This window comes from Bacillus sp. Bwzl_19 (genome assembly GCF_054900515.1).
This window is the reverse complement of the sequence record NZ_CM142729.1, coordinates 3,076,178-3,098,957: the sequence shown is the minus strand read 5'-3', so window position 1 is coordinate 3,098,957 and position 22,780 is coordinate 3,076,178. Positions and strand designations below refer to the sequence as shown.

At 44.0% G+C, this 22,780-nt stretch carries 23 protein-coding genes, 1 tRNA gene and 3 pseudogenes; 13 read left to right on the top strand and 14 right to left on the bottom strand.

Annotation, left to right across the window (positions count from 1 at the left end):
- The 3 genes and pseudogenes from ACW5MY_RS16510 to ACW5MY_RS16500 all read right to left on the bottom strand — a co-directional run bounded on the left by ACW5MY_RS16510 (position 1) and on the right by ACW5MY_RS16500 (position 3,573).
- The gene (locus ACW5MY_RS16510) at positions 1-840 is read right to left on the bottom strand and encodes a hypothetical protein (protein ID WP_014471069.1); all 840 of its coding nucleotides are present in this window, start codon (positions 838-840) and stop codon (positions 1-3) included.
- 182 nt (positions 841-1,022) lie between these two features.
- Positions 1,023-2,399: pseudogene (locus ACW5MY_RS16505) on the bottom strand (MFS transporter).
- Positions 2,400-2,442: 43 nt separating this feature from the next.
- Positions 2,443-3,573 carry a 2-methylaconitate cis-trans isomerase PrpF family protein gene (locus ACW5MY_RS16500; RefSeq protein ID WP_289393940.1) on the bottom strand — a complete coding sequence of 377 codons (1,131 nt, stop codon included), beginning with the start codon at positions 3,571-3,573 and terminating at the stop codon, positions 2,443-2,445.
- Positions 3,574-3,744: 171 nt separating this feature from the next.
- On the opposite strand from ACW5MY_RS16500, the pseudogene ACW5MY_RS16495 reads away from it, so the two are divergent.
- Positions 3,745-4,604: pseudogene (locus ACW5MY_RS16495) on the top strand (LysR family transcriptional regulator).
- A gap of 42 nt (positions 4,605-4,646) precedes the next feature.
- On the opposite strand, the gene clpP reads toward ACW5MY_RS16495, so the two are convergent.
- Both clpP and ACW5MY_RS16485 read right to left on the bottom strand, forming a co-directional pair.
- The gene (clpP, locus tag ACW5MY_RS16490; RefSeq protein WP_003151513.1) at positions 4,647-5,243 is read right to left on the bottom strand and encodes an ATP-dependent Clp endopeptidase proteolytic subunit ClpP; all 597 of its coding nucleotides are present in this window, start codon (positions 5,241-5,243) and stop codon (positions 4,647-4,649) included.
- 278 nt (positions 5,244-5,521) lie between these two features.
- A complete protein-coding gene (locus tag ACW5MY_RS16485; RefSeq protein WP_289393939.1) occupies positions 5,522-6,496 on the bottom strand; it encodes a LacI family DNA-binding transcriptional regulator in 975 nt (324 codons plus the stop codon).
- Between the two features lie 375 nt (positions 6,497-6,871).
- Here ACW5MY_RS16485 and ACW5MY_RS16480 point away from each other — a divergent pair, with 375 nt between their 5' ends.
- From ACW5MY_RS16480 to ACW5MY_RS16470, 3 genes are all read left to right on the top strand, one after another.
- Positions 6,872-8,104: an MFS transporter gene (locus tag ACW5MY_RS16480; RefSeq protein WP_013353710.1), complete on the top strand. Its 1,233-nt coding sequence runs from the start codon at positions 6,872-6,874 to the stop codon at positions 8,102-8,104.
- Positions 8,105-8,118: 14 nt separating this feature from the next.
- Positions 8,119-9,588: a glycoside hydrolase family 32 protein gene (locus ACW5MY_RS16475; protein WP_462061630.1), complete on the top strand. Its 1,470-nt coding sequence runs from the start codon at positions 8,119-8,121 to the stop codon at positions 9,586-9,588.
- A gap of 186 nt (positions 9,589-9,774) precedes the next feature.
- Positions 9,775-9,850: transfer RNA gene (locus ACW5MY_RS16470), tRNA-Arg, on the top strand.
- Between the two features lie 48 nt (positions 9,851-9,898).
- Here the strand turns inward: ACW5MY_RS16470 and ACW5MY_RS16465 are convergent.
- Both ACW5MY_RS16465 and ACW5MY_RS16460 read right to left on the bottom strand, forming a co-directional pair.
- Entirely contained in the window at positions 9,899-10,210 is a 312-nt protein-coding gene (locus ACW5MY_RS16465; protein WP_013353708.1) for a hypothetical protein, read from the bottom strand.
- 12 nt (positions 10,211-10,222) lie between these two features.
- The gene (locus ACW5MY_RS16460) at positions 10,223-11,650 is read right to left on the bottom strand and encodes a lipase (protein WP_013353707.1); all 1,428 of its coding nucleotides are present in this window, start codon (positions 11,648-11,650) and stop codon (positions 10,223-10,225) included.
- Between the two features lie 51 nt (positions 11,651-11,701).
- On the opposite strand from ACW5MY_RS16460, the gene ACW5MY_RS16455 reads away from it, so the two are divergent.
- Positions 11,702-12,016, top strand: coding sequence for a DUF1433 domain-containing protein (locus ACW5MY_RS16455; RefSeq protein WP_013353706.1), 315 nt, complete (start codon positions 11,702-11,704; stop codon positions 12,014-12,016).
- Positions 12,017-12,177: 161 nt separating this feature from the next.
- Here the strand turns inward: ACW5MY_RS16455 and ACW5MY_RS16450 are convergent.
- A pseudogene (locus ACW5MY_RS16450) lies at positions 12,178-12,315 on the bottom strand (hypothetical protein); the annotation flags it as partial.
- 66 nt (positions 12,316-12,381) lie between these two features.
- Here ACW5MY_RS16450 and ACW5MY_RS16445 point away from each other — a divergent pair.
- From ACW5MY_RS16445 to ACW5MY_RS16430, 4 genes are all read left to right on the top strand, one after another.
- Positions 12,382-12,726, top strand: a complete 345-nt coding sequence (locus ACW5MY_RS16445) for a DUF1433 domain-containing protein (RefSeq protein ID WP_013353705.1) — start codon at positions 12,382-12,384, stop codon at positions 12,724-12,726.
- 458 nt (positions 12,727-13,184) lie between these two features.
- The gene (locus ACW5MY_RS16440; protein ID WP_014471065.1) at positions 13,185-13,472 is read left to right on the top strand and encodes a DUF1433 domain-containing protein; all 288 of its coding nucleotides are present in this window, start codon (positions 13,185-13,187) and stop codon (positions 13,470-13,472) included.
- A 257-nt stretch (positions 13,473-13,729) separates the two neighbouring features.
- The gene (locus ACW5MY_RS16435) at positions 13,730-14,185 is read left to right on the top strand and encodes a DUF3237 domain-containing protein (RefSeq protein WP_038463075.1); all 456 of its coding nucleotides are present in this window, start codon (positions 13,730-13,732) and stop codon (positions 14,183-14,185) included.
- Between the two features lie 24 nt (positions 14,186-14,209).
- Positions 14,210-14,698, top strand: a complete 489-nt coding sequence (locus ACW5MY_RS16430; protein ID WP_013353702.1) for a phenolic acid decarboxylase — start codon at positions 14,210-14,212, stop codon at positions 14,696-14,698.
- A 56-nt stretch (positions 14,699-14,754) separates the two neighbouring features.
- On the opposite strand, the gene ACW5MY_RS16425 is transcribed toward ACW5MY_RS16430, so the two are convergent.
- Positions 14,755-15,273: a GNAT family N-acetyltransferase gene (locus ACW5MY_RS16425; RefSeq protein ID WP_014471064.1), complete on the bottom strand. Its 519-nt coding sequence runs from the start codon at positions 15,271-15,273 to the stop codon at positions 14,755-14,757.
- 120 nt (positions 15,274-15,393) lie between these two features.
- Between ACW5MY_RS16425 and ACW5MY_RS16420 the strand changes: the two genes are divergently transcribed.
- Positions 15,394-16,023, top strand: a complete 630-nt coding sequence (locus tag ACW5MY_RS16420; protein ID WP_013353700.1) for a YczE/YyaS/YitT family protein — start codon at positions 15,394-15,396, stop codon at positions 16,021-16,023.
- A gap of 18 nt (positions 16,024-16,041) precedes the next feature.
- Here ACW5MY_RS16420 and ACW5MY_RS16415 read toward each other — a convergent pair whose 3' ends face one another.
- Entirely contained in the window at positions 16,042-16,695 is a 654-nt protein-coding gene (locus ACW5MY_RS16415; RefSeq protein WP_232469710.1) for an MBL fold metallo-hydrolase, read from the bottom strand.
- A gap of 126 nt (positions 16,696-16,821) precedes the next feature.
- Positions 16,822-17,964, bottom strand: coding sequence for an FAD-dependent oxidoreductase (locus ACW5MY_RS16410; RefSeq protein ID WP_013353698.1), 1,143 nt, complete (start codon positions 17,962-17,964; stop codon positions 16,822-16,824).
- A gap of 105 nt (positions 17,965-18,069) precedes the next feature.
- On the opposite strand from ACW5MY_RS16410, the gene ACW5MY_RS16405 reads away from it, so the two are divergent.
- Positions 18,070-18,600 carry a dihydrofolate reductase family protein gene (locus ACW5MY_RS16405; protein ID WP_013353697.1) on the top strand — a complete coding sequence of 177 codons (531 nt, stop codon included), beginning with the start codon at positions 18,070-18,072 and terminating at the stop codon, positions 18,598-18,600.
- A gap of 30 nt (positions 18,601-18,630) precedes the next feature.
- On the opposite strand, the gene ACW5MY_RS16400 is transcribed toward ACW5MY_RS16405, so the two are convergent.
- The 3 genes from ACW5MY_RS16400 to slrR all read right to left on the bottom strand — a co-directional run bounded on the left by ACW5MY_RS16400 (position 18,631) and on the right by slrR (position 20,987).
- Entirely contained in the window at positions 18,631-18,831 is a 201-nt protein-coding gene (locus tag ACW5MY_RS16400) for a hypothetical protein (protein ID WP_013353696.1), read from the bottom strand.
- 171 nt (positions 18,832-19,002) lie between these two features.
- Entirely contained in the window at positions 19,003-20,451 is a 1,449-nt protein-coding gene (locus tag ACW5MY_RS16395) for a carboxylesterase/lipase family protein (RefSeq protein WP_013353695.1), read from the bottom strand.
- A gap of 80 nt (positions 20,452-20,531) precedes the next feature.
- A complete protein-coding gene (slrR, locus tag ACW5MY_RS16390; protein WP_007407395.1) occupies positions 20,532-20,987 on the bottom strand; it encodes an HTH-type transcriptional regulator SlrR in 456 nt (151 codons plus the stop codon).
- A 245-nt stretch (positions 20,988-21,232) separates the two neighbouring features.
- Here slrR and ACW5MY_RS16385 point away from each other — a divergent pair, with 245 nt between their 5' ends.
- Both ACW5MY_RS16385 and ACW5MY_RS16380 read left to right on the top strand, forming a co-directional pair.
- The gene (locus ACW5MY_RS16385; RefSeq protein ID WP_013353694.1) at positions 21,233-21,940 is read left to right on the top strand and encodes a YveK family protein; all 708 of its coding nucleotides are present in this window, start codon (positions 21,233-21,235) and stop codon (positions 21,938-21,940) included.
- 5 nt (positions 21,941-21,945) lie between these two features.
- Complete coding sequence (locus ACW5MY_RS16380; RefSeq protein WP_289393937.1) at positions 21,946-22,626, top strand: CpsD/CapB family tyrosine-protein kinase; 681 nt, start codon at positions 21,946-21,948, stop codon at positions 22,624-22,626.
- Positions 22,627-22,780 lie beyond the last annotated feature (154 nt).

The window sequence follows — 22,780 nt, the reverse complement described above, 5'->3', positions numbered from 1 at the left end:
CTATAAGCAGTCATCAGGATCAATATGAATCTGCTCCCATTGGCCGGAGCTGTTTTTTCTCAGTTGTTTTGCTAACCTATCTGTATCATTCGTGAGCTGAAAATAGACAAAACGATAATGATGGCCGTCTGTTCCGTCAAAGTCAATTGTTTTGACATAACCATTCTGCCGGACAGGCCATCTTTTTTTAATAAGCTTGCACCATTTGCCGAATTTGATATCAAGGCTGCTTTCTGCATTGTGCTGCCACAAATGATAAGCGGCACACAAAAAATCTTCGCCATACCAAGTCATTCGTCCGATCTGAAATCGTCCATTATGTTTTTCCAGCTGGACAACGCCGTGATAATAAGCGAAAAACGTGACGTTTTGATTTGAACCTTGAATGGTTTCGATCTCAACGAAATATCGCAAGTCTTCAAGCCGGTTCAATTTAATCAGATGGGTCTGGCCAATACCTTCGAATGAGGCAAGAAAAGCTTTGTAGGAATGTTTCTTATGATAGGACGGGGTGAAAAAGGCATAGGCCAGCGGAAAGGGAATGTGTGCCTGGCCGACTGTACCGCATCCCCCGGCTTTTTCGCGCGTAAGATTTTCGGCTTCACGTAAAACACTAAAATAATGTAAGATCGTTTTGTCCGGAGCCAAAGAGAGGGATTGGGGCAGATGAATGCTTTTCACAGGCTTATCAATATAAGGATCAAAAAAGGAACTTTCAATTGCTGTGTTCAGGACAGGAAGACAAGAGGGCCTGAAATATGTTTCGGCATCAACTGCTCTGAAGGAAGATTGTTCGTAGCTTGCATCTAATCCATCCTGATCGGAAAGTTCTCCGCCCATAAAATACCTTTTCTTTCTGGGAAAAGACCGTCTTCTCCACTTCATTGCGCTCACGCCTTTCTTGATGATAAGACATATGTATGGGAATAAGATGAGAAAGAGACTGCGGATAGTTTTGAAAGAAGAACATCCATTTCCTCAGAGGAGATGGATGTTTTTTGCGGTTTGCATAGTGTATGCGTTTACAACTTTTGTTGCACGATTGTTTCTTCCGATATGATATCATCCTGCTCAATCGTTTGTTTTTTTGAACCGATTCCAAATATACCGACTGTCAGTGCACAAAGAAGCCAGCAGCCTGTAAAGAACAAGAAGACACTTAAAAATCCGTATCCCGAATACAGGAAACTGACGACAAAGGGACCGGCTACATTCGCAAGACGTCCCACGCCGTAAGTGAGGCCGTTTCCAGACGCCCTGGCTTCAACCGGATATAATTCCGGCGTATAGGCATATGCGATCGAACTGAAAGTACGTTCAAACATGTGCATGAGAAATCCGCATATGACAATGACCATCGGCAAAGGATTGATGCCGTAAAAGAATCCAAGCGCCATAATCATTAACGATAAAACAGAAATGGCCCATTTTCGTTCCACACGGTCTGAGATTTGCGACGCAATGAGAGCGCCCAGCGGGGCACCGATCGTACCGAGAGTGACGTATACGATAGACTCATCCATTGATACGCCTTCTTTTACCAAAAGGGTCGGAACCCACGTGCCGAAGCCTTGAATTGCAATCGTGGAAGCTGCCCACATCGTCATCAAAACAAAAGTCCTTCCTGCTAAAGGCTTTTGAAATAGCGTCCGTTATGGAACGGATTTTACAGGGGTTTGTCGGCCTTTTAGAGCCGGAGCTGGTTCAGGCAGTTCACCTTTTTCTTTTTCAGCCTTTGCCTCAAGCTCAAGCAGAATACGGTGTGCTTGTTCGCTTTTTCCTTTCGTATCCAGCCATTTCGGGGATTCATCCAGTTTTTTGGCGATCAGCGGAAAGAAAATACCGATTGCTCCGAAAAGAAAGATAAACCGCCAGCCATAAGGGGCGGCCGGCACGACCATTTTAGCCACCCAGCCGGCGGCAGGAATTCCGCATATGCCGATTGTAATACAGATGGCCTGGTATTTCCCCTTAGTTGCGGATGGGAAAAATTCGCTGATATACGTACTTGCCACAATCGTCGTGGCGCCGATGCCTAAACTCGTAAGAAATCTAAAAACACCGAGTATTTCAGGGCTCCAAGCCAGAGAAGAGAGGAGGGAGAAGGAAGAGAAAAAGGTGACAACCAGGATTAAGCCTTTTTTCCTTCCGAACCGGTCTGAAAACCATCCTCCGGCAGAGGCACCGATAAACATTCCGAAATAGGAGACAGACGTGATAAAAGCGATGGTATGAGTGGATATATTCCACTCCTTTAAAAGTGAAGGCGCCGCATATGAAAACGTATTTAAATCGATAAAATCAAAAAAGTAAGCGAATGAAAGGATAACGAGCACCGCTTGATGAGCTCTTGAAAAAGGCAGTCTGTTTAATCGATTAGACGCGTTTACATTGATCATCTCGTATTCCTCCGTTTATCTTTGACTTGTCTGAAGGCTTGTATTAACCAATGTGATTCAGCGTATTCATGTTGTAACTTTGCTTTGTAAACACATAGCCTTCAGAGATTTTTCTTGCTGTGCGTACTACTTTAATCGTTGTTCCAGCCGGATCAGCAACTGCTTCGGTTTTTAAAATGCCGCTTGGATGCCCTAAGCGGATCGTTTTGCCGGAGAATGAAAATTCAGATAATAATGTATCTTGCAATAGCATGCCGGCGGTCGTACATACCGCCCCTGTAATGGCTAAAGCTTGATGCGGTTTTTGCATGGACATCATACGAATGACAAGGTCCATCTCTTGAGCATGTCTCTTTATCCCTTTTGTATCAATATAATCCGCTGGAGATGAGATTAAAGTTAGTTTTGGCACGGCGGGTGATTTTGCCGCAGCCTCATGTCTTGAAGCGAATCTGCATTTCTCTGCTGCAATCGATCGGATCACTTCAAGTTTTTCAAGTATATCCGGTGTATATTCGTCCGGAAGTTCTATGCCGGTAAGCCCCGCGTCCTCTGCTTTTACAAAGACAAGCGGATTGGCGTAATCGATAATCGATACCGCGATATTTCCATACGGTGTATCGAGAACATCAATAGGCTGACCAGTCGGAAACAGCTTTCCGGTCACCGCTCCTTCAGCCTGGTGAAATGAAAGATAAATAGGAGAAGCTGTGCCCGGAACCCCCGGAATCGAGCAGTTCCCCTGGTAATGAAATGTTCCATTCTTGACTTCAACTTCTGCTATGAACACTTTTTGTGTGTTTGTGTTTAAAATTCTGACTTTTGTAACTGGCTCTTTCACTTGAACGAGCCCTTGCTCAATAGCATAAGGGCCTACGGCAGAAGAAATATTTCCGCAATTGCCTTTGAAGTCGGTAAATTTGTCAGTCAAGCTGACCTGAGCAAACGTATACTCAACATCTGCGTCCTTTCTGGCGGATTTATTAATAATGGCTGCCTTGCTTGTGAGAGAATGGCCGCCGCCGAGACCGTCAATTTGTCTCTCGTCAGGGCTCCCCATAATGTCTAAAAGAAAATCACTCCATAGGTTTGTATCGTTTGGCATGTCTTTTTGATGAATAAAAACGCCTTTGCTGGTGCCGCCTCTCATGACGGTTACAGGAACTTTTTCCATGCTGTCTCATCCTTACATCATTTTGTGTGGAAAAAAGGTACCGGTCCCTTGGGAAATATCGTATGATAAATGAGGATTATAAGTAAAACATATAATTTTTATAAAGTTGAATAAAAAACTTTTATAATAGGAGAAAATTCTATAGCAGAAAAATATTTGAGGGGATTTCATATGGATGAAAAGGATTGGGTTGTACTCATAACATTATTCGAAGAAAAAAATATGACAAAGGCAGCAGAGCGGTTATATATGACGCAGCCGGCGTTAAGTTATCGTCTCAAAAACTTGGAAGCGCAATTCGGAGTGCGCCTTTTTTATAAAAAAAAAAAGGGATGGAATTCACTTCAGAAGGTGAATATCTCGTTGAATATGCGAAAGAGATGCTGCGGGAATTCAGAAAAATGAAGGATGATATCCTCAATATGAGCCATGAAGTCAGCGGGGTTCTCAGATTAGGAGTCTCGAGCAATTTTGCTCAGTATAAGCTCCCGGCGATTCTGAAACGGTTTTCTGATCAGTATCCGTCTGTTCAATTCCACGTCAATACGGGATGGAGTGCAAAGGTTATGGATCTGCTTCATCATTCCGGTGTACACCTTGGGATTATGAGGGGAAATTATGATTGGCAAGGGGAAAAACAACTGTTAAATGAAGAGAGGCTGTACCTTATTTCGAAAACTGAAATCAACAGTGAGGACCTTCCCAAATTGCCGATGATTTATTATCAAACAGATGCTTCTTTGAAAAGTTTGATTCAAAAATGGTGGAATAATCAATTTTCCGAGCCGCCTTTCATTGCAATGGAGGTAGACAGGCAGGAAACCTGTAAAGAGATGGTGAAAAACGGCCTCGGTTATTCTGTTGTGCCGGAAATCTGTCTTCAGCCTTCTGATGAATTATACACCTTGGCGCTTTCCTATAAAAATAACGAGCCTGTGATACGCGATACGTGGCTCATGTATGATTCTTCAGTGTTAGAATTGTCTGTCGTAAAAGCATTCATTACTTTTTTGAATGAAGAGAAAGCATAAAAAAAACCTGCAAGAGGTTGAGTCTCTCTTGCAGGCGGGATATTACTTCTGGTCTTCCGTATTGCGTGTCAGCACTTTATCGATTAAGCCGTATTCTAAAGCTTCATCAGCTGATTTGAAGTTGTCGCGGTCCGTGTCGCGCTCGATCACTTCAAGCGGCTGGCCGGTACGTTCAGCAAGCACTTTGTTTAATTTATCGCGAAGCAAGAGAATGCGTTTAGCAGCGATTTCAATTTCAGTCGCCTGTCCTTGCGCTCCGCCAAGCGGCTGGTGAATCATGACTTCACTGTTAGGAAGCGCGTAACGTTTGCCTTTTTCTCCGGCAGCAAGTAAGAATGCTCCCATAGAAGCGGCCATACCGATGCAGATCGTGGATACTTTCGGTTTAATGAACTGCATTGTATCATAGATTGCCATACCGGCAGTGATTGATCCGCCAGGGCTGTTAATGTAAATGGAAATATCTTTTTCAGGGTCTTCCGCTTCAAGGAATAAAAGCTGTGACACGATGGAGTTTGCAACGTTGTCATCAATCGCAGATCCAAGCATGATAATACGGTCCTTCAAAAGACGGGAGTAAATGTCATAAGCTCTTTCTCCGCGGTTCGTTTGTTCAATGACTGTAGGTATTAAATTCATAATGCTCCTCCTTCACCTTTTAGGTAAGTATGTATTTACATGATACATTTTTGGTCAATAAAGGTCAAACAAAACGCTGACCAAAATGCCAACCTTTTCTTCTAAAACCATTTTTCCCAGAAAACAAAAAGTTCAAACAGCAAAGTGAAAATGGAAGTGATCAATGGTCAATAGGCTGCTGTATGCCGAGCTGCCCTATACCGCGCCCCCGGAGCTTGAGAAAATTATATGGCCGGGGCATTCGAAATAGACCGCAGACGCGTCAGCACCGCACCTGATTAAGTTGTCCGTCCTTCCAAAAGCCGTACCGGCAAATACGTTTCCGGCGGAATATCATCAAATTCGCCTTCAATTTCTTTAGCTAAAATCTCGATGGCTGTTTTGGAAATCAATTCGATCGGCTGCTGGATGATTGTCAATTCCGGCAGAATTGATTGAACGGTCTCGGTGCCGTCATAACCGATCACTTTTAATTGATTGGGGATGTCTTTTCCCCGTTTTTTAGCCTCGGTCATAACTGCGGCTGCCATGATATCATCGCTGGCAAAAATTCCATCGGTGTCAGGCTGTTCATCAAATAATGTTGAAATGATGTCATGGTAATCTTGATAAAAGGGCACTTCGTATGTAATGGGCTGCCGTCCGTGTTTATGCATGACATCTTCGTATGCTTTTCTTCTGAGGTTTGCCGGTGTAGTGAGTTCAATCGGACCGTTGATATGGACGATGTGCCGGCACTCTTTTTCGATCAGCAGTTCCGCCGCTTTTTTTCCGCCGTCATAATTGTCTGAGCCGACGACGGGAATCGAGTCCGATAAGTAATGGTCAATGGCGACAATCGGCAGATTTTGCTTGTGGTAATTGAGAATTCCCCGGTTATAAGTCACGGCGATGACGCCGTCCACTTGGTTTCTAATCAGCATTTCCAAATATTTTTCTTCTTTGTCTTTCCGATGTAAACTGTTGCAAAGCAGCAGTTTGTAGCCCATGGACGTACAAATGCTTTCAATATGAAAGGCGAGTTCGCCGAAAAACGGGTTGCTGGAGTTCGGAATGATAAGCCCTATTAAATTGGTTCGTTTTCGGAATAAGGAGCGGGCCAGATCGTTTGGAAAGTAATTGATTTCTTCCATCGCCCTGTACACTTTTTCTTTTGTTTTTTCGCTGATATAGCCGCGGTTATTTAATACCCGCGAAACGGTTGTAGAGGAAACTCCCGCTATTTTTGCAACATCATGAATGTTAGGCTTCATTCCCTTGCCCTCCTGCTTTACTGAAATGGCTTACAATTCTCGTCACGCACTTATTTTAGAGAATCGGGCTGACATGTGCAAGGAAACTCCATGTGTCTGTTTTCATGTGAGCAGGATTAGTTTTAATAATCAGAAAAATATATGTCAACCGATTGACATATGAAACCGGTTGACATACAATTCTTTTTGAAAGTGCTTTACAAAAAAGGATATTGCTGCCGCAAAAGTGAAAGGGGCGAACAGCGGCAAAAAAGAAAGCGCTTACCAAACACTCGCATGAATCTGCTGAAAAAGAAGTAGGAAGTACGTGGCTCAGCAAGCAGTTCGGGAACGGAGATTAAGAAATATCCATGTCCGATCAAAGGAGCGGTGAACATGAAAAGCGCAAAAAGTCTGTATTGGCAACTGAGTGCTTATTTTTTCTTTTTCTTTTTTACTTGGTCTTCCAGCTATTCTTTATTTGCGATTTGGTTAGGGCAAGAAATCAATTTAAACGGATCAGCGACAGGCATTATCTTTTCTGTAAATGCCGTATTTGCCCTGTGCATGCAGCCTCTTTACGGTTTTATCTCTGACAAATTGGGGCTGAAGAAAAAGATATTGTTTATGATCAGCTTTCTTCTCCTATTTACAGGTCCGTTTTATATTTTCATCTATGGACCGCTCCTGCAGTACAACGTCTTCCTTGGCGCGGCTGTCGGAGGCTTGTATTTGGGTGCCGCTTTTTTAGCGGGGATAGGCGCGATTGAAACTTACATTGAAAAGGTCAGCCGGAAATATCAATTCGAGTATGGAAAATCAAGAATGTGGGGCTCGCTGGGCTGGGCGGCCGCTGCATTTTTTGCAGGGCAGCTTTTCAATATCAATCCCAATATCAACTTCTGGATTGCGTCTGTATCAGCCGTCATTTTAACGGCCATTATCATGTCTGTGAAAATCGAAATGACCGACCATGAGAAAAACAGAGCGGATTCGGTCCGGTTAAAAGATGTGGGTCGTCTCTTTTTAATAAAGGATTTTTGGTTTTTTATGATGTACATTATCGGCGTGACCTGCATTTACGGCGTATATGATCAGCAGTTCCCGATCTACTATGCGTCTTTATTTCCTTCAGTGGCGATAGGCAACCAAGTATTCGGCTATCTTAATTCGTTCCAGGTATTTTTGGAGGCCGGCATGATGTTTCTTGCGCCTTTTATCGTCAATAAGTTCGGAGCGAAAAACAGTTTGATTTTAGCGGGGTTTTTAATGGCTTTCCGCATCGTCGGGTCCGGAATTGCAGTTGAGCCAGTAGGAATTTCATCAATGAAACTCATCCACGCACTGGAACTGCCGATTATGCTGATCGCCGTTTTTAAATATTTGGCGGCCAATTTTGATACGCGTCTGTCGTCCGTCCTTTATCTCGTCGGTTTCCAATTCGCATCTCAGGCAGGCGCGTCGATTCTGTCGCCGCTGGCGGGAGGATTATATGACAGTGCGGGGTTCCGGCAAACCTATCTCATCATGGGAATCGTCGTCTTTGGTTTTACCGTCATCTCCATATTTACTTTATTGGGCCCGAAACAAAATAGCAGGCGCGTGCAGCATTTACAAAAAATCGGATAGAGAGGATGTCGCAAATGGATAGAATTCAGCAGGCGGAAGAAGCCTTGAAGAAAGCCGAGGGTAAAGTGAAACAAAGATATCGGCTGGGGTACCATATTATGCCCCGGGCGAATTGGATCAATGATCCGAACGGACTTATTCAGTTTAAGAGAGAATACCACGTTTTTTTTCAGCATCATCCGTTTGATGAGAACTGGGGGCCGATGCATTGGGGGCATGTAAAGAGTAAAGACCTCATTCATTGGGAGCACTTGCCGATTGCCTTAGCGCCGGGCGACGCATTTGATCAAAGCGGCTGTTTTTCGGGAAGCGCGGTCGATGATCGTGGAAGACTTGTCTTAATCTATACCGGGCATAACATGATTGACCCCGAGAAAGACCTTTTCTATCAAACTCAAAATATCGCTGTCAGCCAAGATGGTGCAGTGTTTGAAAAGCTTCAAGATAACCCTGTTATTGCGGAACCGCCGGAAGACAGCTCCCGCCATTTTCGCGACCCGAAAGTGTGGAAGCATCGCGGAGACTGGTATATGGTAGTCGGCAATTCCACAAAAGAAAACGTCGGGCGGGTCATTTTATACCGTTCATCTGATTTGCGTAATTGGGAATACGCAGGTGTTCTCGCCCAAAGTGACGGTCATCTCGGCTATATGTGGGAATGTCCTGATTTCTTTGAATTAGGCGGCAAACATGTCCTGCTAATTTCGCCACAGGGTATTGAAGCCGACGGTGATTCCTATAAAAATTTACATCAAACCGGTTATTTAATTGGTGACTATAATGATGAAACAAATAAATTTACACACGGCGCTTTTAAAGAACTGGATCACGGCCATGACTTTTACGCCGTTCAAACATTACTGGATGATAAAGGACGCAGAATTGCCGTCGGCTGGATGGATATGTGGGAATCCGAGATGCCGACAAAAGCGGACGGATGGTGCGGTGCTTTGACACTGCCGCGGGAACTGACATTGCGTGATGATCATAAACTTTTGATGAATCCCGTGGAAGAAACCAAGCAGCTGCGAAAAATGAAATATCGGGAATGTGCCGGCCGGTCCGTTTCAGGCAGTTACTTGGCAAAGACATCCGAAGAGCTGCTGGAAGTCCAAGTCGTGTATGATGTAAACGATTGCGATGCCGAAACGGCAGGTATTAAAATTCGCGGCCTTGATGAAGAGGAACTTGTGCTTAAGTACAATCTAACGGATAAAAAATTGACACTTGATTGCACCAAGATGGGGAAAGCGAAAGACGGTGTGAGAAGAGTGCGGATGGATGCAAGCGGCAAGCTGGCGCTGCGAATATTTATTGACAGGTCTTCGATTGAAGTATTCGCCAATCATGGAGAAGCAACGATGACAAGCCGTATCTATCCGAAAGAGGGCAGATTGGGGCTTGAGCTGTTTTCTGAGAAAGGCGCTGTAAAGGTTGAGGAATTCACCTATTGGACGTTAAAAGACATTTGGAAAAAAAGCTGAAACATTGCAGCGTTTCGGCGGCGTGTCTGCTCGCAAACCAATAGCCGTTATATGATGCGGGATTATGCTGCATGAGAACGCTGCATAATCCTGTCACGATACGCCGTAAATCACGTTTCATTGAAAAAGTATTGCTTTCTGCACGTTTCTTTATTATAATATAAAGGTATCTGATTGAAATAACGTGCGCTCGTAGCTCAGTTGGATAGAGCGGTGGTTTCCGGTACCACGTCTGTCGGGGGTTCGAATCCCTCCGAGCGCGTAACAGTTAAAAACCTCGCAGATGAATCAATCTGTGAGGTTTTTTTGTTTACCTTGTTTTGAAGCTGTTAATGAATGTGTCTCTGTTATTTTCAGCTCCGGCAATCAGCTGCGCACTTTCACTGATCCGCTGTGCGAGAGCTTTTTGCGCCTTGCCTTCGAAGCTGTTCAATAGGGCTGAATAAACTTCAGTTAATTCATCTTTCAATGTGTTTAAATCGAATTTTGGCTGAAGCGTTCGGCGCACTGTTTCCAGTTTTGTCCCCGCTGCCTGCGTCATGGCGGTTTTCAGCATCTGCCGCTGCAGCATTTTCCTCATGGGATCATCTTTTTGTTCCAGAAGCTTGTCTAATGTCGTCATAAAAATCATCTCCTATAAACGTAACCAGTTTGCCAGCATGTGATCTTTTTCTTTAAAGTCATCCGCTATTGTATGTAAGAATCCGCCGATCTCTTCAAGATCCGTGATCGCCGTCTGCAAAGAATCAATAAACGCCTGCTCAGCCTGAGTGTCATAAAAAATCGGGCCTTTATCGTAGGATTGCGCAATATCTTCTATTGTATTGGTCACATCCTGTGCCTGAAGCTGATCAAACAAGCCGTGTCCGACTTGGCCGTAAAATTCCGTTTTCAGCTCGGCGATTTTTTCATCGTGCTCCTGATAGGCGTTCTGCGCTTCTTTTTTCATTGTCCGCAAATCCTCGGTCATGGCCTGCACCTTTTCAGCCAGCTTTTTGGCGATCGCGGGCGTTACTTTAATCGCGTCTCCGCTTCCGATCGCACCGGCCGGGAGGAGAGCTCCGAGGTTTTTATCGAAGACTAATTCATCTCCGTTCGGATTTGCGATGTTTCCGTTTCGGTCAAACATAAAATTTGCTTCATTTAAGCCGTGTGTATCCGGATTTCTCAGAATGACGGTAGTGAAGAAATAAGCGAGATTCTTGCCGATCTGCTCGCTCAAGCTCCCATCAAGCCGCAGCTTTCGGCTGAACTGTGAGAGTGAGGGGTTTTTCGTATAAATCGTTGTCCCGTTATGCCGGTCATATTCGTTCCAATAACCTGCCCCGACCATGTCGTCCGGATTGATGATTGATCGTATGTAAGGATCGTATAAGCCGCTGTTGATGTCTTTCTGTGTTTCTTTATCATGCAGTTTTACGACAGAAGGACTGTTAAAAGCGACTGCGTAAATATCATTGTTGACCGCACTGTATTCCGCTTCTGCGCCTCCCAGTGAATGGCCGGTTGTTGAAACGATTGTTGATGTTCCGTATTTGCGTTTGACTTGTTTCACGAGCTGATCTGCCTGATCAATTTGCGATGTTTTCGTCAGCAGCTTATAGTTTCCCGTTGTAAGCATGGCGTCTTGAGTAGGTGTTCCATTATATTTTCCGAGTGTTTTAGATGTGTCTTTGGCGCCTTTTTTAACAATATAATGGGCTTCTTTTTTCGGATCATTTCCGAAAACAATGTTCCCGCCGTCTGCTTTTACGCCGTCATTGATCGGATCTTTTCCGATATCGGTTCCCGCAAAGGCGATGACGACGTTTTCGGGGTTATCAGACTTCGCCCACTTGCCGTCTTTTGTCTTTACACCTTTTGAGAATACAAAGGCATCAAGACCCGTATCAGAATCCTGCTCAACTTTCTCAATGTACCAATATGACGTCTTACTGATTTTATAGGGGGTTTTATATTTCATGTGCAGGGCTAACATTTTATAGTGGTAGGCCGCCTGACTCAAACGGTAATATTCTTTATCTGTAACATTTGAGACGGTTATTTCTTTTCCTTTTGGCATATATACATCACCTTTCATATATTGTAAAATAAGTTCGAAAGGATGATACGCATGAGAAAATACATTATTATCCTAATTGTTATAATTATAGCAGTGGGAGGTTTTTTCGTGAAGCATCAATATGACAAACATAAGAACGAAGAGAAACTTGTGAATGAGGCGCAAGATCATATGAAGAATTACTTAAAAAAAGACTATAAAAATGTGCAGGAAGTTCACTTTTCCAAAGACTACAATATCGATCCGACAGGCGGAGTCGAAGTTTCAGGTTACATAAATAATAATAAAGAAAAAGAATTTTCCGGTATATACGATCCAACGAACAAAGAGATAGGTATTTCAGTGGTCAATGCCGAAGAAAGATAAAATACCCACCTCAGGATGAGTGGGTATTTATTTTGTTTAATTATCTTACAAAATTCGTGATATGTTTCTCATACAGTTCAAACCTATTCCTGAGATCAATCGCCTCTACCGTCTCATTTGTCGAGGTATCCCCGATAATTAACGGTAACTGCGTACAAATATCATGACAACTCAACGATAGGAAAAACGTCAGATAGCATTTTACTCGCTTTAAGTTCCAATCTTAACTTGTCAGCAACAATCGCGATGAATTCTGAATTGGTTAGCTTTGCTTTTGGCATGCTGAAAGTATATTCATATCAAGTTTTCGCTCATTTCGTTTACTTAAAAACGACAGTTATTTATAGGAAAGGGTTGATTTCCAAATGAAAAAGAAAAAGTACATAATTATCCTTATTTTAATAATTATAGCAGTTGGGGGTCTTTTTATGAAGCATCAGTATGATCAAAAGAAAAAAGAGATTGCGTTATTCGAAGAAGCCCAGAATCATATGGAAAAGTTTTTAACAACGAACTATAAAAATGTGGATGATATCCATTTTTCTGAGGATTACTATATTAATCCAATGGGTGGTATTAGTGTTAAGGGTTATACTAACGGAAAAAAAGAGTTTGAAGGTCTATATGATCCAAGTAATAAAGAAATATTGTCATATACGGTTGATGCCGAACCCAAAGAAGAATGTAAAGATAAGCTTTGTACAAGATAAATTAGCCCGCTCAAATCGAGCTGGGCTAATTTTGTTTTATTGCCTACCCTCTATCTCCTCGATATAAAACAAATCTTCCATAGGCACATTTAATCCTCTGTTAATAATGAATAGTGTTGTGATATCATATCTTGATATTTGTTTTAAATCTGCTTATCGCAGCCTCATAGAGCTAACCTAACTCAGCCAATTCTTTCTGGCTTTGAATTCCCTTCCTCTTCATAACTTCATTTAACCTAGATCTAACTATAAGATTTTTTAGAAATTCACACACCCTTTAGGCAAGTGTAACTAACGCTTATATAAAAGTATTCTCGACTTTTGATACATTCATGTTTTTTAGACATGTACAACACCCCAAAAGTAGATATAAATTTAATATAAGAAAGGATGAGTTTGTGAATAAATACATAATTATCCTGGTGTTTGTAATGGTTATAGCGTCAGGAGGTACCTACTTGAAGTACCAACATGATAAAAAAGAAGCAGAACAAGAACTTTTTAACCAAGCGAAAGATAAAATGGAAAGCTATATAAAAGCTAATTACAAAAATATAAAGCACATTACATACGATAACGATTACAAAATAGATCCTATGGGGGGAATTTCCATCGAGGGTTACTTGAATGGTAATAAGGAAAAAGAATTTTTCGGACTTTATGACAAAACGAATGATGAAATAGGGATATCTTTAGTCGATGCTGAAGAGAAACCTGAGTGTCAAGAAAAAGAATGTGAATACTAAAAGGCGCTGGAATAGAGAAAACCTCTTTATGATTCCTTTCTAGTTCGCGAGCCGCATGTGAGCATGGACCTAAGGAGCGCCAGAGTAAATGAAAAAGACAAGGGTTTCGGCATTTGCCGTCCTTGTCTTTTTTATTAAACACCTTTTTACCGGGTGAAGCATCTCATCATTTGACAGTCCATTTTAACAGCGTTACAATTAATCATGTAAATAGTTACATGTATATATAAACATAATGTCTTGGGAGGTGATACGTCCTGAATGAACCTTCTTTAAAAAAAGTGATGTCTCTGCAAATTAAAGTGGATGAACCGATCGTTGCTGGGCAGACTGGATTAGGGAAAAGGCAGCTGATCCTGATTCGGGGCGGAACGGTCAGCGGCGCCGTAAAGGGGCGTGTTCTCCCGGGCGGGGCAGACGCCCAGATCATCCGTCCGAACGGCCGGGTTGATCTTTCTGCTAGGTACGCGCTGGAAACCGAAGAGCACGAAGTCATTTATGTTGAGAACAACGGCATCCGCCAAGTCAGTGAACCGTTCCGCCAGCAGGCTGCAGAGGGGCGCATCATTGATCACGAGCACGTGTATTTCCGCACTGTGCCTGTGTTTAAAACAAGCAGTAAGGCATATCAGCATCTGCAGGACCGGATGTTTATCGGGGCTGCGGTCAGATTGCCGGATGACATTCGGTTGGATATTTATGAAGTTCAATAATAATAATATGGAGAGTGAGTTAGCATGGAAAACTTTATCGGAAGCCATATGATTTACACGTATGAAAACGGCTGGGAGTATGAAATTTATATTAAAAATGATCATACGATCGACTATCGGATTCATAGCGGAATGGTAGGCGGCCGCTGGGTGCGCGACCAAGAAGTGAATATCGTAAAGCTGACAGAAGGCGTATATAAAGTGTCATGGACTGAACCGACAGGCACAGACGTTTCATTAAACTTTATGCCGAATGAAAAACGGATGCACGGGATTATTTTCTTCCCGAAATGGGTTCATGAGCATCCGGAAATCACGGTGTGCTACCAAAATGATTACATTGATGTGATGAAAGAGTCACGTGAGAAATATGACACGTACCCGAAATATGTCGTTCCCGAGTTTGCGGATATTACGTATCTCAACAATGCGGGAATCAATAACGAAGCATTGATTTCAGAAGCGCCGTACGAAGGAATGACTGATGATATTCGCGCGGGAAAATTAAAATAATAGAAAAAACCCGGCAGCTTGGCCGGGTTTTTTTGTATGAGTCAATCCGGCGGCTTTTACGACAGGTTTTTCGTCATGATAAAGTCGATTTGTTTATCATTCCCCATATAAAAAGAGTGTTCTCCGGTGTGAATAAACCCCATTTTTTGATAAAAGGCGATTGCATTTTCGTTTTTTTCCCATACGCCCAGCCAGATGTTCTTTTTATTGTGTTCAGTTGCGATTTTTACAGCATGATTCAGCAGAAATTTTCCAAGTCCGTGTTTCTGATAGTTCTTTCTTATATAAATTCTCTCAATTTCTAGAGAATCTTCACTCATTTTTTCTGATTGAGCTTCGTTCATGTTGACTTTTACATATCCGGCAAGGTCATCGTCATAATAAACAAAATAGAATTTCGAAGAGGGATTGGATAATTCCGTTTTCAGCTGTTCAGAGCGAAATGCAGTTTCCAAATAAGCTTTCATATTTTCAGGTGAATTTTGATCTTTAAATGTATCATTGAATGTTTCAATGCTTATCTCTCGGAGTGCTGTTATATCGTTAAGGCTGCACTTTTTTATTTTGATACTCATCTTCATACATCTCCTTTCTTCAGTTGATTTATGTTGTATTTGCAATGAAAATACCGTATAGTAAACATAACGTAATTTTATTGTATTTGCAACATAAAATTATAAAATGAGGCTGATCAAGTGAAATACGTTTTTTATGTTTTGGGAATCATCATATTGACCTTTGGTATTTCTGTCACTATTCAATCAGATCTTGGAACATCGCCTTTTGATGCGCTTATCGTGGGACTATCTGTAAATGCAGGCCTTACCGTGGGAAGCTGGGAAGTCATTATAGCTTTCCTGTTAATTTGCTGTAATTCAATGTTAAAAAGACAAAGACCGGAATTTTCAGGAATGATTACCGCGTTTATCACGGGAATCGGGATTGATTTGTGGCTTTTTTTCCTGCATCGAATCATCACGCCTGAACTATGGTACGGAAAAGCGGGGTGTTTTGCAATCGGTTTGGTTGTGATAGGGATAGGCACCGCGACTTATCTGCACACAAATTTCGCACCGATCCCGGTTGACCGGTTAACGTTAATTATCCGCGAATTAACCGGAAGAAGCATCTTTTTTTCAAGAACGGTCATTTACTTCGTATTTTTCATATTGGCATTGATCTTAAAAGGACCGGTAGGCGTTGGAACGTTTTTCACCGTTTGTTTAGGAGGAATGATCCTTCATTTCTTTATGCCGATTACCGGAAGATGGATAGACAGCATCTTAACAGTATCTCAAAAGCAGGAAGAAACTAAAACCCGGTGACGGCCGGGTTTTTTGCTGTTATTCCTTATTTTTAAGAGGAGGCCCTGCTGCGGCAATCTGTGCGATTTTGCGGTTAACGTCTCTATCGTATAGTCCGCCGTGATAGCAGATGACCTTTTCGATATCATAGGATGCCAGTTTTGCGACGGACCGATAGGCTTCTTCCATGTCAGGAGTTTGAGGCGGATTCGGCCCTTGAAGCTCCCCGCCTCTGACGATCAGGGCGTCTCCGGCGATAAGCGTTTTCGAGGCCGAATGATACAGGCTGATATGCCCCGGTGTATGCCCGGGTGTATGGATCACGGTCAGCCCGCCGGCCAGTTGATCTCCGTCTGTAACGGTATGAGTGACGGTCAGTCCGGACGTCTGCTTGCCGTCGGAAGACATTTGCGCAGCGAGGGAATTCGGAAGTGTTTTAAGGAGGGGAAGTTCTCCCTGTATATAAGGTTTATCAGCGTCATGGGCATAAATTTCAATGTCCGGAAATTTCGTTTTCAGCTGTGCGGCGCTTCCGATATGATCAATGTCCTGGTGGGTGAGCAAGATGCCGTTTAATTCCCCGGGTGAAAATCCCGCAGCTTCCAGCTGCATTACGATGTTTTTCACCATACCGGGCATTCCCGTGTCAACGAGAATCAAATCATTGTCTGTATGAAACAGTGTCGGTGTCATCGTGAATTGTCCATCCGGCATTGCCGGGATCGGGATGTGTAAATGAATAGGGATACATTTCGCTTTTTCTGTCATTTGTTTGCCGAAAGCTTTACTTTCAGCGCACCTCCAGTTCATATATCAGATTTAAAATGCATTCATCATGGCGCCTATCTTCTGTGCGGCGCTCTCTGAGAAGAATGTTTTCATGTGTGAGCCGGTCTCAGCTGCCGTTTCTTCCGCATAAGCAAACATTTTTTCTTCATATTGTTTTACCGCTTTGTCTGTATCAGCATTGTGTAAGATAGAAAGCCCGAGTTCCGCCGCATCCAGCATAGTCAGATTGGCTCCCGCCCCGGCAAACGGCGTCATGAGATGGGCGGCATCACCGATCAGCGTGACACCTTGTTTGTGCTCCCACTTATGCTGCACGGGCAGGCTGTACAGTCTTCGCGGCAGAATGGTTTCTCCTGCGTATTGGATGTAATGTTTCAGGTCGTCGCTCCAGTCCTCAAAAAGCTCCAGAAGTTTCTGCTTCGCTTCCTCGGGCTGATCATAATCTATGTCGTTTTCATCTATCCAATACCTGCCGGCGGCAAAGCATAAATAGACCCGGACTGTGCCGTCTCCATTGAGCTGGGCCATAATCGCTTTCCGGTCATCAAGGGCATACATGCTTCCCGTGCCGTGAAAACCGGCGAGGTCAGGGAAGTCAGCCGCCGCATTCATAATATGAAGCTCAATCATGCTGATTCCGGAGTATTCAACAGGCGCATCGCTGAGAAGGGGACGAACCCGGGAAAAGGCGCCGTCCGCCGCAATGATAAGATCAAAGACGTCTGTATGTCCGTTTTCAAATTCGAGCTTATGACCTCCTTTCTCAAGCGGAACGGCATGAGAAAGCTTATGTCCCCATTTGATCGTGTCCGTTTTCAGCGATTGCAGCAGCAGTCTGCGAAGTTCGGTTCGGTCAATTTCAGGCCGCCCATGATCCGTCAGTTTTTCAGGTTCTGTCTCAGCAAAAACGGTTCCTTTTTTATCTGTGATTTTCAGCGCCTGCCCTTCATAACGGCAGATCGACCGGAAGGAGCCGAGAAGGCCGGCCGCCTGCAGCGCTTTTTGTCCGGTTTGTTCATCTAAATCAAGCGTTCCGCCCTGCTGCCGCTCAGCCGGTGATGTCTCCTGCTCATAAATGACCGGGGCGAGCCCTCCCTGCTGCAGAATGCGCGCCAGTGTCAGACCGCCGGGCCCTGCACCGATAATCGCAATTCGTTTTTCTTGGCTGTTCATATTTATACTCACCTCAATTTTTTAACTGCCGGTTTATCCGGCTTCTTGCAGTATAATAGGTTTGTATGAACTCAATATGAACTTGTAAAAAGGGGAGGGGTTTTCATGAGCGGTCAAAGAAAGCTCGTTTTTTACGGAGCTGTCAGCGCAGATGGCTATCTTGCGCGGGAAAATCATTCTTTGGATTGGCTGATCGGAACTGAAGGTGAAGAAGACACCGATTATGCAGACTTCTATGAATCTGTCGATACGATCATCATGGGCAGAAAAACATATGAGGAAATATTGGTTTTATTCCCTGATGAATTTCCATATAAGGGGAAAGAATGCTATGTGTTTTCACGGACATTGACCGGGCGTACTGAAGATGTGCGGTTTATTCATGAAGAACCTGCCGATTTTATACAAGCGTTGAAACGCCAAGATGGCAAGCGGATTTGGATTGTCGGCGGGGGCGATCTGCTGCAGCCGATATTGAAAGAGGAGCTTGTCGATGAGTTTATCATTCAGGTCGCTCCCGTTCTGCTTGGCCGGGGTATTCCGTTATTCAGACCGGGAGAGACGGAGACCGCATTGAAGCTTACGGATGTCCGGCGCTACAAGCAATTTGCGGAATTGCGTTATGAAGTGAGATAGAATGAAATATATGAAAGAAACCCAGTAAGGTTACCGGGTTTCTTTTTCATGTTTGTTTTTATTTTTTGAAATTGTGTGGGCCGGCCCGCATGAAAATCCTGCAACCATGATCACAGCCCCTATCCACCTCACGGCATAGAAATCAGTGCCGCGCAGGAAGAGATAAGAAACTAAGAGCATAAGCGCTCCGATAATAACGGCAGCTGTGCCGATAATATTTGATTTCTCCATATAAAAACTCCTTTATGAATGGTTAGATTATTAGTTGTAATAGAATATAACATATAAGGATTAATATGGAAATGGGTATTCTGCGAAACCGAATGACCAGGTTGAAGCTGACTGATGTCTGAAGTGGGATGAAAACGAAACCCCAAGGGAACCGATCCCTTGGGGGTTTTTTTATGCTTGAAACAGAATGCGGCGTTTGGCTGAATCGGGATCGCTTTCCGTCGAGACGGATGTGTTGAAAATGATGGTCTCACGCGAACCTGTTTCATACTGAGGCCAATGGAGCTGATCAGTGTCCGGTTTTCCGGTTTTTGCAAAAGCGATCCATGCGGATTGAATCAGCTTGGAGAGCTGTTTTACATCTTCGCTGAGCGGTTCCTTCAGCGTCTTTTTCAAAGAATCAAAGTTTCCGAACACAAACGGCAATTCCAGAGCGTGAACCGCTTTATGAAACGGCGGTGTTTCGCCATGCCAATCAAAGCGGTACATCCAGACGGGCGCGTATTGCGATTGTTCTTGTGCAAAGGCAACGGCAGGCCGCCAGAATTTCAGATCCGTCATCATATCAATTTGTCCTGTTAAAGAATGCGGATATAAATCTGCCGCTAGCTTGGCGCTGTTCTCTCCGAGATGATAAAGCAAATATTCTTGCTGTTTTTTCTCGGAATGAATGTCTGTATCAGGGGTGAAAAACAAATATGCTTCATCACGATTGGTTCCAATGATCATTGGTATGCCTTCCGCGGCCCCGTCTGCTATGGCTTTGGCCGGTTCCGCAGGCAATGTGGCCGGATCGATGGCGGGCTGAAACAAAAGATGAAAAATGCTTTGATCTATTGTATTCCGCAACTTATCCGCAGTCTTGAGAATGTCATTAACGGAAAGCTCCTGCAATTGATCAGTGCCGGCTTCTTGAATAAATGCTGTTGTGATCTCTTTTGCCACGTCCGCCGTCATCGTCTGAGAGGCGCCGCTTTCCAGTATGGCTTTATGAAACAGGCCTTTTGCGTCAGGCATGGCCATAAGTGAGGCGATGCTCATGCCGCCAGCCGATTCACCGAATACCGTGACATTATCAGGGTCTCCTCCGAATGCGGAGATATTGTCCTTCACCCAGCGCAGCGCGGCGATCTGATCGAGCATGCCGATATTGCCGGGATATGTGTCATCAATAGAAAACAAATGTAAAAAACCGAACGGCCCGAGTCTGTAATTAAGTGTCACCACAATGACATCTCCGTCAGCGGCAAGAGCAGATGCGTCGTAAGTCGGTTCGCTTCCGGCACCTAGGAAAAATGCGCCGCCATGAATCCATACCATGACAGGCCGTTTCCCGCCCTCTGAATCGGGAGCGAACACATTGAGGTAAAGGCAATCTTCAGATTGAGGCGGTACATCTCCGGAAAATGACATCGACAGCAAATCAGCCGGCTGCGGGCAAACCGGCCCGAACGAGTCGGCATTTTTTACGCCGTCCCAAGGTACGGGCGGCTCCGGCGCTTTAAATCTCAGCTCTCCCACGGGCGGCTTTGCATACGGTATGCTCTTCCATGTGCGGACACCGTGACCGGCAGTTCCCTTCAATGCGCCGCAGCGGGTTTGAACAGTAAGTTCTGTCATTATTTCATCCCCCTTTTTCATTTCATTATAAACGGAGATGATGACAAGATGGAAATAAAAGCCCTTTCATCAGCATATGATTAGTAACGCTTCCGTTCTAAAAATGATCTGACTTCCTGAACGGACAAGCCGAGTTCTTTCGCTTCCTGCATCAGCGCTTTCCACTCCTCAATATTGGATTCAGTCAGTTTTCTGTTGCGGTAGGGTGCGGGCTCCGGCCGTTTTTCAGTCAGTTTGTTCGTAAAGGTGAACAGTTCTTCTTTCGGCATGCCTGACTGCACGGCCTGCACAAGATGGATGCGCCACTCATCTTCCGTGTCTCCCATGTGATGCAGCATCGTCTCGGCATCAAAAAGCTCCGTCAGATCGACCTGCAGGGTGGCGGACACTTTTTTTAGAAATTGAATAGACGGATTTGAATGAACCCCCCGTTCTATCTTGCTTAAATAAGATTTAGAGACACCTGCTTCGACTGCTAGCTGATTAATTGAGTAGCCTTTTCTTCTGCGGTATAAACGTATTATTCTTCCAATCATTATGCTGAATTCTCCCCTGTATACTGGCATTTTTTTGTTCATTATAAGAAATTTTTTGTTCTTTATAAAATTTAAAATTATAAGGTAAGTGCAGTAAATAAGAGGAAAATCATGATAACGTTCTCTAAAAAGAACTAAATGGCTTAATTTGAAATTTTCAAATTTCGAGCTTTTCTTTTATAATCCAATCATTAACAGAAGGGGGCGTTTAAGCCTGATGCATCAAGGATGAGGCTGTATATTACATGAATGAGAATATGAGTTTTAAAGAATTATTTGACATTATTAAGCGCAGATTTTTACTGATTTTTATCATGACAGCAGTAGTGACGCTGGTGACGGGATACATCCAATTTCGAGTGATTTCGCCCGTTTATCAGGCGTCAACCCAGGTGCTCATTCATGAAACAAGCGGTGAAAAAAAATCAAATCTCAGCGACATCCAGCTGAATCTCCATTACAACAACACGTTTCAAACGATAATGAAAAGCCCGGTTGTGATTGAGAAAGTGAAGCGGAAGCTCCATCTTTCCGAGACGGCATCCGCTTTGAAAGCAAAGATCACGACAAGCAGCGAAACCGATTCAGAAATCATCACCGCAGCGGTGCAGGATGAGAATCCGAAACAGGCCGCCGCAATAGCGAACACGCTGATGAAAACATTTAAAAAAGAAGTCCGCGACAGGATGAATATAAAAGGCGTCATCGTTTTGTCTGAGGCAAAAGCATCGGAAAGCCCGATGGTCAAGCCTTCGCGCATCCGGAATATCATGATGGCATTCGGTGCGGCCCTTATGGCCGGTGTGACGCTTGCGTTTTTTCTCCACTTTCTTGATGAAACCGTTAAAAGCGAGCGGCAGCTCAGCGAAAAAACAGACTTGCCTGTTTTAGGGGTTGTGTATGATATCAAAAATCAGAAGACACGGTCTGATGAAAAACATTTCGGGGAGTGAGGCATTTGGGATTCAGAAAAAAGAAGTCAAGACGGGGATTGGCTCAAATATGCGTTTTACACCACAAATCATTGGTAGCTGAACAATACCGCACCATTCGGACAAATATTGAGTTTTCCTCTGTACAGACCCATTTGCGCTCTATTCTCGTCACTTCTTCCGTTCCGGGAGAAGGAAAATCATTCAGCGCCGCCAACCTTGCCGCGGTATTTGCGCAGCAGGAAAAAAAGGTGCTGCTCGTCGATGCGGATTTACGAAAACCGACGATACATGAGACCTATCAGCTTGAAAATGTACAAGGCCTTACGAATGTGTTAGTCGGAAACGCTTCCCTCGGCGAAACGGTGCAAAAAACACTGATAGATAATCTTTATGTCTTAACGAGCGGTCCGACGCCGCCGAATCCGGCTGAGCTTTTGTCCTCTAAAGCGATGGGAGAGCTGATTCAGGAGATGTACAGCCGATACAGTCTGGTCATTTTCGATTCACCTCCGCTTTTGGCGGTGGCGGACGGACAGATTTTAGCGAACCAGACGGATGGAAGCGTTCTCGTCGTTTTGAGCGGAAAAACAAAAATGGATACCGTCCAAAAGGCGAAAGACGCGCTTCAGCAGTCGAAGGCGAAGCTTTTGGGCGCGCTTTTGAATAAAAAGAAAATCAAAAAAACAGAACACTACTCGTATTGAGCGGTGAAGGTGATGTCTCCTTACCTTTATCAACGGAGGCACTCGGCTCTGCTGTGGGCAGCGATTTTCGCTGCCTTAGATGCTGGTCGTCGGTGGCGGGGTGTGAGGACGGGTTAAATGCCCAATTTATCTTAAAATGCCGCGTTTTTATCGG

Bases quoted from the DNA above. Each gene is read 5' to 3' on its own strand.
- ACW5MY_RS16510 (WP_014471069.1), bottom strand. From the start codon at position 840: ATGGGCGGAGAACTTTCCGATCAGGATGGATTAGATGCAAGCTACGAA.
- ACW5MY_RS16500 (WP_289393940.1), bottom strand. From the start codon at position 3,573: ATGGAAAAAGTTCCTGTAACCGTCATGAGAGGCGGCACCAGCAAAGGC.
- clpP (WP_003151513.1), bottom strand. From the start codon at position 5,243: ATGAATTTAATACCTACAGTCATTGAACAAACGAACCGCGGAGAAAGA.
- ACW5MY_RS16485 (WP_289393939.1), bottom strand. From the start codon at position 6,496: ATGAAGCCTAACATTCATGATGTTGCAAAAATAGCGGGAGTTTCCTCT.
- ACW5MY_RS16480 (WP_013353710.1), top strand. From the start codon at position 6,872: ATGAAAAGCGCAAAAAGTCTGTATTGGCAACTGAGTGCTTATTTTTTC.
- ACW5MY_RS16475 (WP_462061630.1), top strand. From the start codon at position 8,119: ATGGATAGAATTCAGCAGGCGGAAGAAGCCTTGAAGAAAGCCGAGGGT.
- ACW5MY_RS16465 (WP_013353708.1), bottom strand. From the start codon at position 10,210: ATGACGACATTAGACAAGCTTCTGGAACAAAAAGATGATCCCATGAGG.
- ACW5MY_RS16460 (WP_013353707.1), bottom strand. From the start codon at position 11,650: ATGCCAAAAGGAAAAGAAATAACCGTCTCAAATGTTACAGATAAAGAA.
- ACW5MY_RS16455 (WP_013353706.1), top strand. From the start codon at position 11,702: ATGAGAAAATACATTATTATCCTAATTGTTATAATTATAGCAGTGGGA.
- ACW5MY_RS16445 (WP_013353705.1), top strand. From the start codon at position 12,382: ATGAAAAAGAAAAAGTACATAATTATCCTTATTTTAATAATTATAGCA.
- ACW5MY_RS16430 (WP_013353702.1), top strand. From the start codon at position 14,210: ATGGAAAACTTTATCGGAAGCCATATGATTTACACGTATGAAAACGGC.
- ACW5MY_RS16425 (WP_014471064.1), bottom strand. From the start codon at position 15,273: ATGAGTATCAAAATAAAAAAGTGCAGCCTTAACGATATAACAGCACTC.
- ACW5MY_RS16415 (WP_232469710.1), bottom strand. From the start codon at position 16,695: ATGACACCGACACTGTTTCATACAGACAATGATTTGATTCTCGTTGAC.
- ACW5MY_RS16410 (WP_013353698.1), bottom strand. From the start codon at position 17,964: ATGAACAGCCAAGAAAAACGAATTGCGATTATCGGTGCAGGGCCCGGC.
- ACW5MY_RS16405 (WP_013353697.1), top strand. From the start codon at position 18,070: ATGAGCGGTCAAAGAAAGCTCGTTTTTTACGGAGCTGTCAGCGCAGAT.
- ACW5MY_RS16400 (WP_013353696.1), bottom strand. From the start codon at position 18,831: ATGGAGAAATCAAATATTATCGGCACAGCTGCCGTTATTATCGGAGCG.
- ACW5MY_RS16395 (WP_013353695.1), bottom strand. From the start codon at position 20,451: ATGACAGAACTTACTGTTCAAACCCGCTGCGGCGCATTGAAGGGAACT.
- slrR (WP_007407395.1), bottom strand. From the start codon at position 20,987: ATGATTGGAAGAATAATACGTTTATACCGCAGAAGAAAAGGCTACTCA.
- ACW5MY_RS16385 (WP_013353694.1), top strand. From the start codon at position 21,233: ATGAATGAGAATATGAGTTTTAAAGAATTATTTGACATTATTAAGCGC.